At 73.1% G+C, this 11,863-nt stretch carries 13 protein-coding genes; 5 read left to right on the forward strand and 8 right to left on the reverse strand.

From position 1 onward, the window contains the following. Positions 1 to 90: 90 nt before the first annotated feature. A complete protein-coding gene (locus tag ACZ7KX_RS11075; RefSeq protein ID WP_470326200.1) occupies positions 91 to 864 on the forward strand; it encodes an isocitrate lyase/PEP mutase family protein in 774 nt (257 codons plus the stop codon). A 59-nt stretch (positions 865 to 923) separates the two neighbouring features. Here ACZ7KX_RS11075 and ACZ7KX_RS11080 read toward each other — a convergent pair whose 3' ends face one another. Further along, positions 924 to 1,709, reverse strand: a complete 786-nt coding sequence (locus ACZ7KX_RS11080) for a TetR/AcrR family transcriptional regulator (protein WP_470326201.1) — start codon at positions 1,707 to 1,709, stop codon at positions 924 to 926. A gap of 286 nt (positions 1,710 to 1,995) precedes the next feature. On the opposite strand from ACZ7KX_RS11080, the gene ACZ7KX_RS11085 reads away from it, so the two are divergent. Continuing rightward, positions 1,996 to 3,516, forward strand: coding sequence for an MFS transporter (locus ACZ7KX_RS11085; RefSeq protein ID WP_470326202.1), 1,521 nt, complete (start codon positions 1,996 to 1,998; stop codon positions 3,514 to 3,516). Positions 3,517 to 3,703: 187 nt separating this feature from the next. Next, on the forward strand, positions 3,704 to 4,414 hold the full coding sequence (locus ACZ7KX_RS11090; RefSeq protein WP_470326203.1) for a helix-turn-helix domain-containing protein: 711 nt from the start codon (positions 3,704 to 3,706) through the stop codon (positions 4,412 to 4,414). 30 nt (positions 4,415 to 4,444) lie between these two features. Here the strand turns inward: ACZ7KX_RS11090 and ACZ7KX_RS11095 are convergent, their stop codons facing one another. The 5 genes from ACZ7KX_RS11095 to ACZ7KX_RS11115 form a co-directional block, all read right to left on the reverse strand. Next, a complete protein-coding gene (locus ACZ7KX_RS11095; RefSeq protein ID WP_470326204.1) occupies positions 4,445 to 4,849 on the reverse strand; it encodes a VOC family protein in 405 nt (134 codons plus the stop codon). A gap of 150 nt (positions 4,850 to 4,999) precedes the next feature. Beyond that, complete coding sequence (locus ACZ7KX_RS11100) at positions 5,000 to 5,314, reverse strand: hypothetical protein (protein ID WP_470326205.1); 315 nt, start codon at positions 5,312 to 5,314, stop codon at positions 5,000 to 5,002. A 236-nt stretch (positions 5,315 to 5,550) separates the two neighbouring features. Continuing rightward, positions 5,551 to 6,756 carry a hypothetical protein gene (locus ACZ7KX_RS11105; RefSeq protein WP_470326308.1) on the reverse strand — a complete coding sequence of 402 codons (1,206 nt, stop codon included), beginning with the start codon at positions 6,754 to 6,756 and terminating at the stop codon, positions 5,551 to 5,553. A gap of 203 nt (positions 6,757 to 6,959) precedes the next feature. Further along, positions 6,960 to 7,364, reverse strand: a complete 405-nt coding sequence (locus ACZ7KX_RS11110) for a carboxymuconolactone decarboxylase family protein (protein ID WP_470326206.1) — start codon at positions 7,362 to 7,364, stop codon at positions 6,960 to 6,962. Continuing rightward, positions 7,361 to 8,026: a class II aldolase/adducin family protein gene (locus ACZ7KX_RS11115; RefSeq protein ID WP_470326207.1), complete on the reverse strand. Its 666-nt coding sequence runs from the start codon at positions 8,024 to 8,026 to the stop codon at positions 7,361 to 7,363. The genes ACZ7KX_RS11110 and ACZ7KX_RS11115 overlap by 4 nt, the downstream gene beginning before the upstream one ends. A 141-nt stretch (positions 8,027 to 8,167) precedes the next feature. Between ACZ7KX_RS11115 and ACZ7KX_RS11120 the strand changes: the two genes are divergently transcribed. After that, complete coding sequence (locus tag ACZ7KX_RS11120) at positions 8,168 to 8,551, forward strand: MerR family transcriptional regulator (RefSeq protein ID WP_350519753.1); 384 nt, start codon at positions 8,168 to 8,170, stop codon at positions 8,549 to 8,551. Between the two features lie 178 nt (positions 8,552 to 8,729). On the opposite strand, the gene ACZ7KX_RS11125 is transcribed toward ACZ7KX_RS11120, so the two are convergent. Both ACZ7KX_RS11125 and ACZ7KX_RS11130 read right to left on the reverse strand, forming a co-directional pair. After that, positions 8,730 to 10,262 (reverse strand): serine hydrolase domain-containing protein, encoded by a 1,533-nt coding sequence (locus ACZ7KX_RS11125; RefSeq protein WP_470326208.1) that lies wholly within the window; start codon positions 10,260 to 10,262, stop codon positions 8,730 to 8,732. Positions 10,263 to 10,350: 88 nt separating this feature from the next. After that, entirely contained in the window at positions 10,351 to 10,980 is a 630-nt protein-coding gene (locus ACZ7KX_RS11130; protein WP_470326209.1) for a TetR/AcrR family transcriptional regulator, read from the reverse strand. A 113-nt stretch (positions 10,981 to 11,093) separates the two neighbouring features. Here ACZ7KX_RS11130 and ACZ7KX_RS11135 point away from each other — a divergent pair, with 113 nt between their 5' ends. Further along, complete coding sequence (locus ACZ7KX_RS11135; RefSeq protein WP_470326210.1) at positions 11,094 to 11,756, forward strand: hypothetical protein; 663 nt, start codon at positions 11,094 to 11,096, stop codon at positions 11,754 to 11,756. Positions 11,757 to 11,863: the final 107 nt, after the last annotated feature.

The following is an 11,863-nucleotide window of genomic DNA, read 5'->3' on the forward strand; positions in this document are numbered from 1 at the left end:
CCCGGGCCGCCGCAGCGCCCCGGCACGGACGAGCACGTATGCACAGCACCTCGGAGAACCGGAGGACACGTGAACCACGGAGACCACGCCATGACCCCCTTCGCCGCCCTGCACCACCGCCCCGGCCGCCCCCTGCTGCTCCCCAACGCCTGGGACCACGCCTCCGCCGCCGCCCTCGCCGCCGCGGGCCACGTCGCGATCGGCACCACCAGCCTGGGTGTGGCGGCCGCCGCCGGGCTGCCCGACGGCGCGGCGGCGACCCGCGCGGAGACCGTACGGCTGGCGCGGCGGCTCGGGCGCGACGGTTTCCTGCTCAGCGTCGACGCGGAGTCCGGCTTCAGCGACGACCCGGACGAGGTCGCCGTGCTGGCCGTCGAGTTGGCGAAGGCGGGGGCGGTCGGCATCAACCTTGAGGACGGTCGGGCGGACGGCACGCTGGCGCCGGTCGCCGTCCACGCGGCGAAGGTCGCGGCGGTGAAGGCGGCGGTGCCGGAGCTGTTCGTGAACGCCCGTACCGACACGTACTGGTGTGCGCAGGACGACCCCGAGCCGGAGACCCTCCGGCGCCTGGAGGCGTACCGGCGGGCGGGCGCGGACGGCGTGTTCGTCCCCGGGCTGGCCGAACCGGCGGCGATCGCCCGGGTGGTCGGTGCCGTCGCCGCCCCGCTCAACATCCTCTGGACGCCGAACGGCCCGGGCCTCGCCGAGTTGGCCGCGCTCGGGGTGGCCCGGGTCAGTCTCGGCTCGCTGCTCTACCGCTCCGCGCTGGCGGCGGCGGTGGCCACGGCGGCTGCCGTGGCCGCGGGCGAGCCGGTCGGTCCGGTGCCGGGCTACGCGGAGGTGCAGGCCCTCAACGAGTGCTGATCCGGGGGGAGTCGGCGGCCGGCCGCCCCGGTGCCGCGCGGTCGGAGCCCGGCTGCCCCTCAGGCCCGGCCGGTGCGGTCGGCGGCCCGGGCCGCCCAGGAGGCCTCGATCCCGTCCAGGATCAGCCGGACTCCGCTGAGGAAGGCGGTGTCCCGGCCGGCCGCGATCTCCTGGTCGACCTGTGTGGTGTACAGCCGGTGCAGCCGCGGGTGCTCCTTGGTGGCCTCGATGACGGCGGGCAGGAGCTGCTCCATCCACTCCTGCTCCTCCCGGCCGCGCTTGGCGAGCGCGCTCAGCCAGGCGGCCTCCACGGTGGCCGCGCCGATGGTGTAGCCGATGACGACACCCATCGCCTCGTTGGCGTCGGAGAGGTCGAGCCCGGACGTCTCCAGCAGCGTCAGGAAGGCCTCGGACAGGCGCATCCAGCTGGGGCCGAAGTAGACCATCCCGACGTCGCCGATCACCGAGACCATCCAGGGGTGGCGCAGGATGACCGCGCGCACGCCCTCGGCGCACCCCTCGACGGCCGCGCGCCAGACCTTGGGGTCGTCCCCGGGGGTGGCGGTGGTCTCCGGCAGCGGGAGCTCGGCGAAGACCTGGTCGACGGCGAGCGCGAGCAGTTCCTCCTTGTTGGCGACATGGGTGTACAGCGAGGTCGCGCCGGCGTTGAGGCGGGCGCCGAGCTTGCGCATGCTCAGCGCCTCGATGCCGTCGCTGTCCAGGAGGGCGAGGGCCTCGGTCACGATCTGCTCGCGGCTGAGGGCCGGCTGCTCCCGGCGGGGTCGCTGGGGTCGGGTCCACAGCGTCGGGATGCCCGACGTTCCGTCCTCCGGCTTGGCCGCCATCGGCCCTCCTCGTCACTCGTGATCGCTCGCCGTCGCCCGTCCTGGCTCCGTGGGCTTCAGCATAAGTGGCGCCGCACGGCGTTCGGCGTTGCGTACGGTGTTCGGTCTCCGTACAGTGTTCGGAGCGGCGCACACCGTACCCGTGGGGACGGAGAGCGGTGTGCCCGCACGACTTCCGCCCGCACGACTTCCGCGTGCACCGACTTCCGCGTGCACCGACGCCGCGCGGCCGTGTTCAGGAGGTCCTAGCTGTTCGAGAAGTCCGAGAGTTTCAAGGGGGAACGCGGTGGAACGGAATCCGCGACGCTGGCTCATCCTGGTCGTGCTCTGCCTCAGCAGCCTGGTGCTGGTGATCGACAACATGGTGCTCACGGTGTCGATCCCGCCCATCGCGGAGGACCTCGGGGCCGGCGCGCAGGACATCCAGTGGATCATCGACTCGTACATCCTGGTCTTCGCCGGCCTACTGCTCACCTCGGGCAGCCTCTCCGACCGCTTCGGGCGGCGGAAGGTGATGATCGTCGGACTGGCGCTGTTCGGCGCCGCCTCCCTGGTCGCGGCCGTCGCCGACAGCCCCGGCCAGCTGATCGCCGGCCGCGTCCTGATGGGCGTCGGCGGCGCGCTCGTCATGCCGAGCACGCTCTCCATCCTGATCACCGTCTTCGACGACGACGAGCGGCCGAAGGCGATCGCGGCCTGGACCGCGGTGGCCATGGTCGGCCTGGTCGGCGGGCCGGTGCTCGGCGGCGCGCTGATCGCGCACTTCTGGTGGGGCGCGGTCTTCCTGCTCAACGTGCCGGTCGCGGCCGTCGCGATCCTCGCCGCGGTGCTGCTGATGCCGGAGTCCAAGGGGCCGTGGCGCCGGCCCGACCTGCCGGGCATGGTGCTGTCCATGGTCGGCATGACGGCGCTGGTCTGGTCGATCATCGTGCTGCCCCGCGACGGCCTCAGCAGTCCGGGCACGCTCGGCGCGCTCGTCGTCGCCGTGGCCGCGCTGGCCGGGTTCGCCGTCCGACAGGTCCGCACCGACGCGCCGATGGTCCCGCTCAAGCTGTTCCGCAACCGGGTGTTCACCGGTGCCAGCCTCTCGCTCGTCCTGCTGACCTTCGCCACCGGCGGACTGATGCTGGTGCTCACCCAGTACCTGCAGTTCGTGCTGGAGTTCTCGCCCACCGACACCGGGCTGGCCTTCATCCCGCTGGCCGTCGCCTCGCTGGTGTTCAACGGGATCGGCGCCGCGCTCGGCAAGAAGGTCCCCGCGCGGGTGCTGACGGCGGTCGGCATGCTCGTCATCGCGGGCGGGTTCGGCCTGCTGGCCACCCTGTCCGTCGGCGACGGCTTCACCAAGGTCGCCCTGGCGATGCTGGTGCTGGGCGTCGGCTCCGGCCTCGGCATGCCCGCCGCCGCCAACGCCCTGATGAGCGCGATCCCCGGAGAGCACGCGGGCGTCGGCTCCGCACTCAACGACACCATCCAGCAGTCCGGCGCCGCGCTCGGCGTCGCCGTTCTCGGAACCGTGCTCTCCAGCACCTACACCGGCGCGATGCCCGACGCCGCCCCCGCCGCCGCGCGCCACGACATCACCGGGGCGCTGGCCGTCGCGGGCTCCACGGGGGACGGCGGGCTGGCGGCGGTCGCCCGCGAGGCGTTCAACACCGCCACCTCCACCACCTTCACGGCGGGCGGCATCGCGGTGGTGGCGGCCGCGGCGCTCACCCTGGTGCTGATGCGCGGGGGCAGCGGGGCGACCGCTTCCGCCGGGGAGACTGCGGAGCCGGCGGCCGAGGCGGCCGAAGCGGTCGGCTGAGCCTCCGGTGCCCTGCCGGGGTGCCTGGGCGCGCTGTCCGGCCGGTCCGCCCTGACGGCCTCGACGGCCTCGACGGACTCGGCTGCCTCGTGCGGCCGGGGCCGTCGGCGTGCGGTCCGTCGTCCGTCCGGTCGTCCGGTCGGCCGCGCCGGGACGCTCCCCGGCGCGGAGGCGTAGCCTTCGCCCCATGGCCCCCGAGTACGCGGAGCGCACGTCCCGGCTGCCCGGCGCGGTCGTGTGGACGAAGCAGGCCCTCGTCGGGCGTGCGGGTGCCGGCGCGGCCGGGCTCGTGCTGCCCGACGGCTGCATGGACCTGCTGTGGACGGAGGGACGGCTGCTCGTCGCCGGCCCGGACACCACGGCCTTCCGCCCCGGCCCCGGGCTGCGCGGCCCGTGGGCGGGCGTGCGCTTCCGCCCCGGCGCAGCACCCGCGCTGCTCGGCGTCCCCGCGCACGAGCTGCGGAACCGCAGGGTCGACCTGGCCGACCTGTGGCCCGGTGCCGAGGTCCGGAGGCTCACCGAACGGATCGACGCGGCACCCGACCCGGCCGTCGCGCTGGAGTCCCTGGCCGTGCGCCTGGCGGCCGCGGCACCGCCCGAGGACCCGCAGGTCAGGGCCGCGGTCGCCGCCCTCTCGGCCGGGCGGACCGTCGCGGCGACGGCCGAGGCGGTCGGCCTCGGCGCGCGGCAGCTGCACCGCCGCTCGCTGGCCGCCTTCGGCTACGGTCCCAAGACGCTCGCCCGCATCCTGCGTCTGCAACGCGCCCTCGCGCTGGCCCGCCGCGGCGTCCCGCTGGCCGACACGGCGGCCCGGACGGGCTACGCGGACCAGGCCCACCTGTCCCGTGACGTACGGGAGTTGGCGGGCGTGCCGGTGACGTCCCTCCTGGGTTCCTAGGGCCCGCTCACGTGGGTTCCCAGGGCCCGCTCACGCCAGCGGCGCGAGCAGGTCCACCCCGTTGCCGTCCGGGTCGTGCACCACGGCGTACCGCTGGCCCCAGAAGGCGTCCCACGGCTTGAGCTCCCCGTGGTACCCGGCGGTGGTCAACTCCTCGTACAACGCGTCCACGTGGGCGGGGCTCCCGCAGCGGAACGCCAGTGCCGTGCGCCCGCCGCCGGTCGGTGGCTGCCAGGCCGGGTGGAACGAGCGGATGGTGGACTCGGCGTCGAGCACCAGGAGCAGCCCGCCGGGCAACTCGGCCTCGACGTGCGGCTCGTGCTCGACGCCCGCGGGGAACTCGATGCCGAGCCGCCGGTAGAAGGCGATCGACGCGGCCACGTCGGAGACGGCGAGCCCGATGAAGGCGAACTGCGGTGCCGGTGTGCTGGTCATGCCCGCCACGCTAGGCGGCGCAGGTCCACCGGGTCTTGAAGGAATCGGACACCCGTGGGCGCGCCGCAGAGGTGGTCGACCCCCGGTAGGAGATGCAGAAAGCGCCGGGCCCGATCGGTGCTCGATCGGGCCCGGCGCTCACGTGTGGCGTCAGGCGGCCGCGTTGACCTGCTTGACCAGGTCGACTGCGGCCGCGAGGCCGAGGCCGGGAACCGCGCGGCGCAACTCGCGGATCGCGACGACCTCCTTGGCGCGCGGGTCGATCCCGGCCTGCTCCAGCAGGCCGGTGGCCCACTTCGCCTTCAGCTGCTGCTCGGTGCCGCCCATGCCGTCGAGGACCGACAGGGCACGCTCCAGACCGGGACGCTCCTCGGCGGTGGCGGCGGCCAGGGCCTCATGCAGGGCGGTGCGGGCGTCGTCCAGCTCGCGCAGGACGATCACATGGGTCTCACGGGAAGAAAACATGATCAACTCCTTGTACCGGGCAACCTACCAGACTGGCCGTCAGGCGGCCGGGGCGGCGCACTCCCCCGTCCGTGAGCGCGGCGAACCGCCTCCCTTGAACGCGCAGTCGGCCGTCCGGACCCATGTGCGCGACGAGGCCCCGGCCGTGTGGAGCCGGAACCTCGTCGTCATGGTGGCCGTGCCGTGCCGTGCCGTTGCCCCGTTCCCGCGCCCCGGCCCGGGTGCGGGTCCGGTGCTCAGCCGCCGCCGTAGGTGGCCTGGGTGACCGCGAAGACGTTGCGTCCGCCCGCGGGTTCCTGCAGCGACCAGAGCAGGTCGGGGTCGGTGGTGTCCTCCCAGTAGGAGAGGCTCTCGCCGCCACTGACCCAGGCGAAGGTCGCGGGGCCCGCGGTCGGGGTCCAGTAGTAGAGCTTCTTCTGCCCCGAGGAGTTGAACCACCACCGGCCGTTGTGGGACGCCACGCCGTTGAGGTTGTACCAGGGCAGTTGGAGGGCCTGAGCGGCGGTCGTGGTCGCGGCGAACGTCGTCGCCCCGGCCGCGAACGGGAAGCGCACCGCCCTCGGCGGGCGGTTGGGGTAGTCGGTGCAGTCCGCCTGGCAGGTGTACTCCGTCATCACGATCGACTTGCTCACCCGGTCGAGGGAGACCGACGACCACACCAGGTCCTTGCCGGGGGGCGTGTGCGAGGTGATCGTGCCGACCTGGGGCAGCACGTAGGCGTAGTTGTGGGCGTAGTAGACCGTGCCGGACTGGCGGCCGATCTGGTCGGCGGTGCCGCCGGAGTCGGTGTTGAGGATCTTCCGCATGTCGAAGACGCGCATGCCGCGCCCGGTGTCGGCGACGTAGAGGTAGTCGCCGTACCACGAGACGCCGCCGGCGTGGATCGGGATGTCCTTGAAGTCCGGCGCCGCGGCGGTGCCGGTCGGCTCCACCAGGAGGATCTTCCGGTACGTGTTGGGGTAGGTGGCGTCCCAGTCGGCCAGGGTGATCCGGCTGCGCTGCTGGGCGCCGTTGCAGCCGTCCTTGGTGTACCAGCTCACCAGTACGAGCTGGTGGCCGTCGTAGTTGCCGCTGTTCGCGGTCCCCACGGCGTCCCGGCTCGTCGTGATGCCCTGCGGGAAGCTCTGGCAGTCGGAGTCGTCGCCGTCGTCGAACCGGAAGCCGGTGGACAGGCCGGCGACGGAGAAGGACGAGGGGAGCGCCTGCCGCTGGTGGTTCGCGTTCTCCATCACCGTGTGCACGGCGGAGGTCCCCAGCGTCGTGACGAGCGCCGAGTTCAGCGCGTCGTACCGGTGGTAGTCCGCGGTGAGGGTGTAGTCGGACGCGGGCAGGGCCGTCGGCGCCGCAGCCGCCGCCGCCGGCGACGCGCCCGCGAGGGTCCCGCTGACGAGCAGGCCGGCCGCGAGTAACGCCCGCGCGGCGGTCCTGACGTGACGCAACATCAAGGTGTGCCTCTCCAGGTGAACGGATCAAAGGGGTCATTCACGCTAGGCGCGCATTGAGCATGTCCGCAACACCCGGTGGACGGTGGGCTCCGGCCCTCAGCGGGCAGTGCGTCGGTACTCGGCGGCGGCAGACGCGCCACCAGCCCGGCCTGCGGGCGGGCGGGGACTTCACGCGTCCCGCGTCGCCCGTGCGCGGGTGGTCAGCCGTCCTGGCCGTGGTCGTCCGGCAGGAGCTCGACGATGATCTCGATGCCGAGCGCGTAGGCCGGCGTGCCCGAGGTGATGAGCGCGGTCTCCGCGACTCCGATGAGGTCGGCGATTCCGGCGCCCGCGTGGAGTGCTCCCCGGGCGTGGATCCGGGCCGGTTCCGCCCGGCCGAGGGCCAGCAACTGCCCGAAGTGGACCAGCTGTTGGACTCGACCGCCGAGTGGGCTGTCGGCCAGCACGATGTGGCGCAGGGCCGTGAACGCCTCCTCGGTGGAGAGCCGCCCGAAGGACTGGGCCACCCGCAGACGGTCCTCCACCGCGGGAGGGACCGCTCCGAGCGTTGTGCGGTAGCGCTCCCGCAGGGCTTCGGAACGCTCGGCGAAGGTGAGGTCGGTCATGACGAGACCCGTGCGATCGAAGCCCGGACGGCCTCCAGGGCGCCCTCGGGGAAGTCCACGGCCCCGCCGATCGCCGCAGCGGCGATCTCGGCCTCGGCGCTCTCCTCGATCGCCACCACGAGGTGGCCGGCGGCCGCCGCGTCCGGGCCGAACACCAGCAGCCCGTGGTTGGCCAGGAGGACCGCGGACGTCGTCGGGCGTCGCTCCAGGACGTCGGCGATGCCCCGTACCGACACGTCCGACCCGCGCGGCCCCCAGGGCACCACCGGTACTTCCTCGGGCTGTCCGAAGCGGAGCATCGGCTCGGTGCGGCACGGCAGCGGCCGGTGGGCCACCGCGAAGGCGGTCGCGGCGGGCGAGTGGGTGTGGATGATCGCGCCCACGTGCGGGCGGGCGCGGTAGACGACGCTGTGCATGGTGATGATCTCGGCGCTGACGGAGCGCAGTTCTCCTTCCAGGACCTGCCCGTCGAGACCGATGGTCGCCAACTGGTGGGGCTCCAGGTCGCGGACGAACCCCGGGGTCAGCAGGAAGCGGTCGGCGTCGAGCCGGACACTCAGGTTGGCGTGCCCGGAGTGTGACATCACCCCTGCCACGAAGAGCTGCCGGGCGGCTTCGACGAGCTGGTGGGCCAGGCTCTTCACTGCGGGCGCGTCTGTCATCTCTTCGTCTCCGATTCCCTGTCGGCGGCGGCCGGTTCGCCGCCGCTGCACGTGTCGCCCACTCTGTGACTTGAACTAAGGTTCAAGTCAAGCCTCGGCCCGGCACGCCGGGACGACGACGGGGAGAGGAGTCGCCGGAGCATGCGCATGACGATCGGCCGGCTCGCCGAGATGACCGACGTTCCGGCGTCGGCCATCCGGTTCTGGGAGCGCCACGGCCTGCTGCCGGCGCCCGAACGCGAGAGCGGGCAGCGGCGCTATCCGCCGCAGGCCGCGGAGCGGATCGTGCTGCTGCGCAAGTTCCAGCAAGCCGGGCTGAGCCTGGCCGAGGTCAGGGAGTTCCAGCAGGACCAGCCGCGCAGGCAGGCGATGATCCGCGCCAAGGTCGCCGAGATCGAGCAGCGCATGGTCGATCTCGACCACGCCCACCAGCTCCTGACCCACGCCCTCCAGTGCGGCGAAACGGACATCGTCAGCTGCCCGACCTTCCGGGAGCAGATGGCGACGTGGAGCCCGTCCGGCTGACGTCGATCGACGGCACCGGGCGCATCGGCGCCTGCTCCGGTTGTCCGGGGCGGTGGGCCGGAGGGGCGGGCAGGGCCGCACGGCGGCCGGCTGCTCCTCGACGGGTGGGGCGGGGCGGCGAAGGCCCGGACCGTCCGAGACGGTCCGGGGCTTCGATCATCGCGGAGGGTGAGTGGGATCAGGCCGTCCTGGCGGTGGCGCGGACGCCGAAGTGGACGTAGCGGGTGCCGTCGGGGAGGGCGTAGAAGACGACGGGGATCCAGGCGTCCTTGTCGTTGCGGCGGCCGGCGAAGACGGTCTTGGCGGGGGTGTCGGAGACGGGGGTGAGGTGCCAGACGAGCGGGTCGAAGGTGCCGGCGAGGCCTTCGACACCTTCGTAGCGCAGGCTCAGTACGCCGCCGCCGCCGCCGTCGTCGCTGCCGCCGCTGGCAGGGGCGGTGATCGTCATGAGGAAGCCCTCGCGCTTGTAGCGGCCGATGAAGGGCTCGGTGTCGACGGTCGGGGGGTTGTCGCCCGGCCCGAACGCGGGCATCGCGACTCCGGCGAGCTCGGCGCTCAGTTCGCGGCAGAGGGCCTCGTGGACCTTCGGTGCGGCGCCTCCGCCGTTGGTGAGCAGGGCGATGGCGAGGCCCTTCTCGGGGATGGCCCGCAGGTAGGCGAGCTGGCCGAAGGTGCTGCCGTCGTGGCCGAAGCCGCGGGCGCCGTCCCACTCGAACAGGCCCCAGCCGAGGCCCCAGTGGGCGCCGAGGAACCACTGGTCGGGCATCTCGACCTCACGCGTGAGCATCGCCTCCACCGCCGCGGCGGAGAGCACCCGGGTGCCGTCGGGCGCGGTTCCGCCGTCGATGAACATCCGGGCGAAGCGGACCACGTCGGCCGCCGTGGCGCTGATGCCGCCGTACGGTCCGGCGGAGCGCGGCAGCATGTTCCACAGCGGGGTGGGCACCGGCTCCTCGCCGGGCTCGCCCATGTGCCCCATCGCGGCGCGGAAGCGCAGCACCTCCTCGGGCAGCGTCATGGTGTGCCGGAGCCCGAGCGGCTCGCAGATGAGTTCCCTGAGCGCCTCGTCCCAGGTCAGGCCGGTGATCACCTCCACGATCCGGCCGAGGACGTTGTAGGCGGTGCTGGAGTAGGACATGGTGGCGCCGGGCGGGTTGGTGAGGCCGACGTCGCGCGTGCCGTCGACGTAGCGGGCCAGGCAGTCGTCGCCGCGGCCCGTGTCGTTGACGTGGTCGCCCTCGATCCCGCTGGTGTGGTTGAGCAGTTGACGCGGCGTGATGGTGCGGGCGGCCTCGGCGTCGGCGAGCGCGAATTCCGGCAGGACGGCGACGACCGGCCGGTCCAGGTCGAGCTTGCCGGCGTCGGCGAGGGCCAGGACCAGAGCGGCGGTGTAGCCCTTGCTGACCGAACCGATCTGGAAGACGGAGTCGGTGGTGGTCTCGACCCCGGTGCCGGTGTGCAGGATGCCGCCGGCCAGCTCGTGGATCTCACCGTCGGCGAGGACGGCCAGCGCGGCGCCGGGGATGCGGTGCGTGGCGAGCAGTTCGTCGAGCCGGCGCTGCCAGTGGGCGGTGTCGAACGCCCGCGCGGCACCCGTCCTGCCCAGTGCCCGGTCGACGGCCCGCGCGGCCTCCCGGTTGGTGCGGTCCACGAGCTTCGCGACCTCGCGGTCGACGCTGTCCGAGAACTCCTTGTACACGTCCTTCGACACGGTTTCCCTCCCCGGTGACGGGTGGCGCGATGGTGCCCCACCTTTTCGAACATCGTTTGAAACGATCTCGAAGTGATCCCGGTTCCCGTCATTCGAGGACGGTCGCGAAGCCGGCGCAGAGTAGGTGGACGCTCTGCGCGAACTTCTCGTCCTGGCTCAGGCGCGGGATCAGCGGGCCCGTGATCAGCGGGAACTGCTCGCACAGCTCGGCGTAGAGCTCGGCGGTGACGGTCGGCGGGGTGGCGGGCTGGTTCTGCTCCTGGAGGACGAAGCCGGTGACGTGGCTGAGCAGGGTGTCGGCGGCGATGCCGCACCGGCCGGCGGGCAGGCCGGCGTCGAGGAGGGTGCGCAGGAGGCGCTCCATCAGGGACAGGGCGCCGGTGCTGAGCATGCCCGGGCTCTCGGCGAGGAGTTGGGCGCCGCCGGCGTGCTGCTTGATGCTCAGGCGCAGCGCGGTGGCCTGGGCCTCGATGCGGTCCTGCCAGGTGGCGTCGGGCGGGAGGGCGGCGAGGGCTTCGGTGCCGGTGTCGTGGGCCCGGCGGCAGACGCGGTCGGCCATCAGGGCGAGCAGCTCGTCCTTGCTGCGCACGTGGTAGTAGAGGCTGCCCGCGTGGGCGTCGAGGCGGTCGGCGACCTGGCGCATGGACAGGTTCTGGTAGCCGACCTCGGCGAAGACGGCCATGCCCGCGTCGACGATGCGGTCCTTGGTGAGCTTCATGCGATCCACCGTACAACGCTTTTCCAACACCGTTCGAAAACTGTGCTAGCTTTGCGTCATCAGGTTTTCGAACGGCGTTGGAAAAGGCGCCGCAACCGGGGGGAGGGGCCGACATGGGGGCGATCGTCTTCAACGTGACCACGGCCGCGCTGATGGTCATGATGGTCAACTGCGGGCTCGGCGTGGTCGGCCGCGACACCCTGCGCGGACGGCCGCTCCCGTGGGCGGCGATCGCCCTGACCGCGGTCGCCGTCGGCGGCGTGCTGCTCCAGCTGGTCTGGTCCGGTGCCATGGACGCGCTGGACGCCGACCCCGCCAAGTCCGGCTGGTGGCGCGAGTTCACCTCGGTGTTCATGCAGAACGGCGGCCTCTTCGGCGGCCTGTGGAACCTCGTCACCCTCGCCGCCGTCGCCGCACTCGCCCAGTGGTACTGGGGCGGCCCGCTCACCCTCGCCTTCTTCCTCACGGGCATCCTGCTGCCCGGCCGCCTGGACACCCTGCTCGGCCTCGGCGACGGCCCCAGCACCGACCCCCGCAACTTCGCCGGCAGCTCCGGCGCCACCTACTTCCTCGGCGCCACCCTCGCCCTCGCCTTCCTCACCCGCACCCGCCTGCCCAAGGAGATCGCCCTGGCGGCCGGCGTCCCGGCGCTCGGCCTCGCGATGTGGATCGCCCAGGACAACGGCCACGGGCTCGTCTCCGTCTACGGATTCGCCCTCGGCGGAGCGGTCTGGGTGGCCCGGCGCCTGGTCCGCCCCGCCGGACGGGCGGCCTGACCCGCACCGCCGTGGCCGCCCGCGACACGACGGGGGACGCCGACCGGTTTCCCCTGCCGGATCGCCGGGCGGCCTCGGAGTCCCCGGCGGACCGCATCCCCTAACAC

The sequence above is a fragment of the Kitasatospora sp. NPDC038210 genome, from assembly GCF_055600605.1.

Excerpts from the sequence above, each read along its gene's own strand:
- ACZ7KX_RS11075 (WP_470326200.1), top strand. The coding sequence starts at position 91 with ATGACCCCCTTCGCCGCCCTGCACCACCGCCCCGGCCGCCCCCTGCTG.
- ACZ7KX_RS11080 (WP_470326201.1), bottom strand. The coding sequence starts at position 1,709 with ATGGCGGCCAAGCCGGAGGACGGAACGTCGGGCATCCCGACGCTGTGG.
- ACZ7KX_RS11090 (WP_470326203.1), top strand. The coding sequence starts at position 3,704 with ATGGCCCCCGAGTACGCGGAGCGCACGTCCCGGCTGCCCGGCGCGGTC.
- ACZ7KX_RS11095 (WP_470326204.1), bottom strand. The coding sequence starts at position 4,849 with ATGACCAGCACACCGGCACCGCAGTTCGCCTTCATCGGGCTCGCCGTC.
- ACZ7KX_RS11100 (WP_470326205.1), bottom strand. The coding sequence starts at position 5,314 with ATGTTTTCTTCCCGTGAGACCCATGTGATCGTCCTGCGCGAGCTGGAC.
- ACZ7KX_RS11105 (WP_470326308.1), bottom strand. The coding sequence starts at position 6,756 with ATGTTGCGTCACGTCAGGACCGCCGCGCGGGCGTTACTCGCGGCCGGC.
- ACZ7KX_RS11110 (WP_470326206.1), bottom strand. The coding sequence starts at position 7,364 with ATGACCGACCTCACCTTCGCCGAGCGTTCCGAAGCCCTGCGGGAGCGC.
- ACZ7KX_RS11115 (WP_470326207.1), bottom strand. The coding sequence starts at position 8,026 with ATGACAGACGCGCCCGCAGTGAAGAGCCTGGCCCACCAGCTCGTCGAA.
- ACZ7KX_RS11120 (WP_350519753.1), top strand. The coding sequence starts at position 8,168 with ATGCGCATGACGATCGGCCGGCTCGCCGAGATGACCGACGTTCCGGCG.
- ACZ7KX_RS11130 (WP_470326209.1), bottom strand. The coding sequence starts at position 10,980 with ATGAAGCTCACCAAGGACCGCATCGTCGACGCGGGCATGGCCGTCTTC.
- ACZ7KX_RS11135 (WP_470326210.1), top strand. The coding sequence starts at position 11,094 with ATGGGGGCGATCGTCTTCAACGTGACCACGGCCGCGCTGATGGTCATG.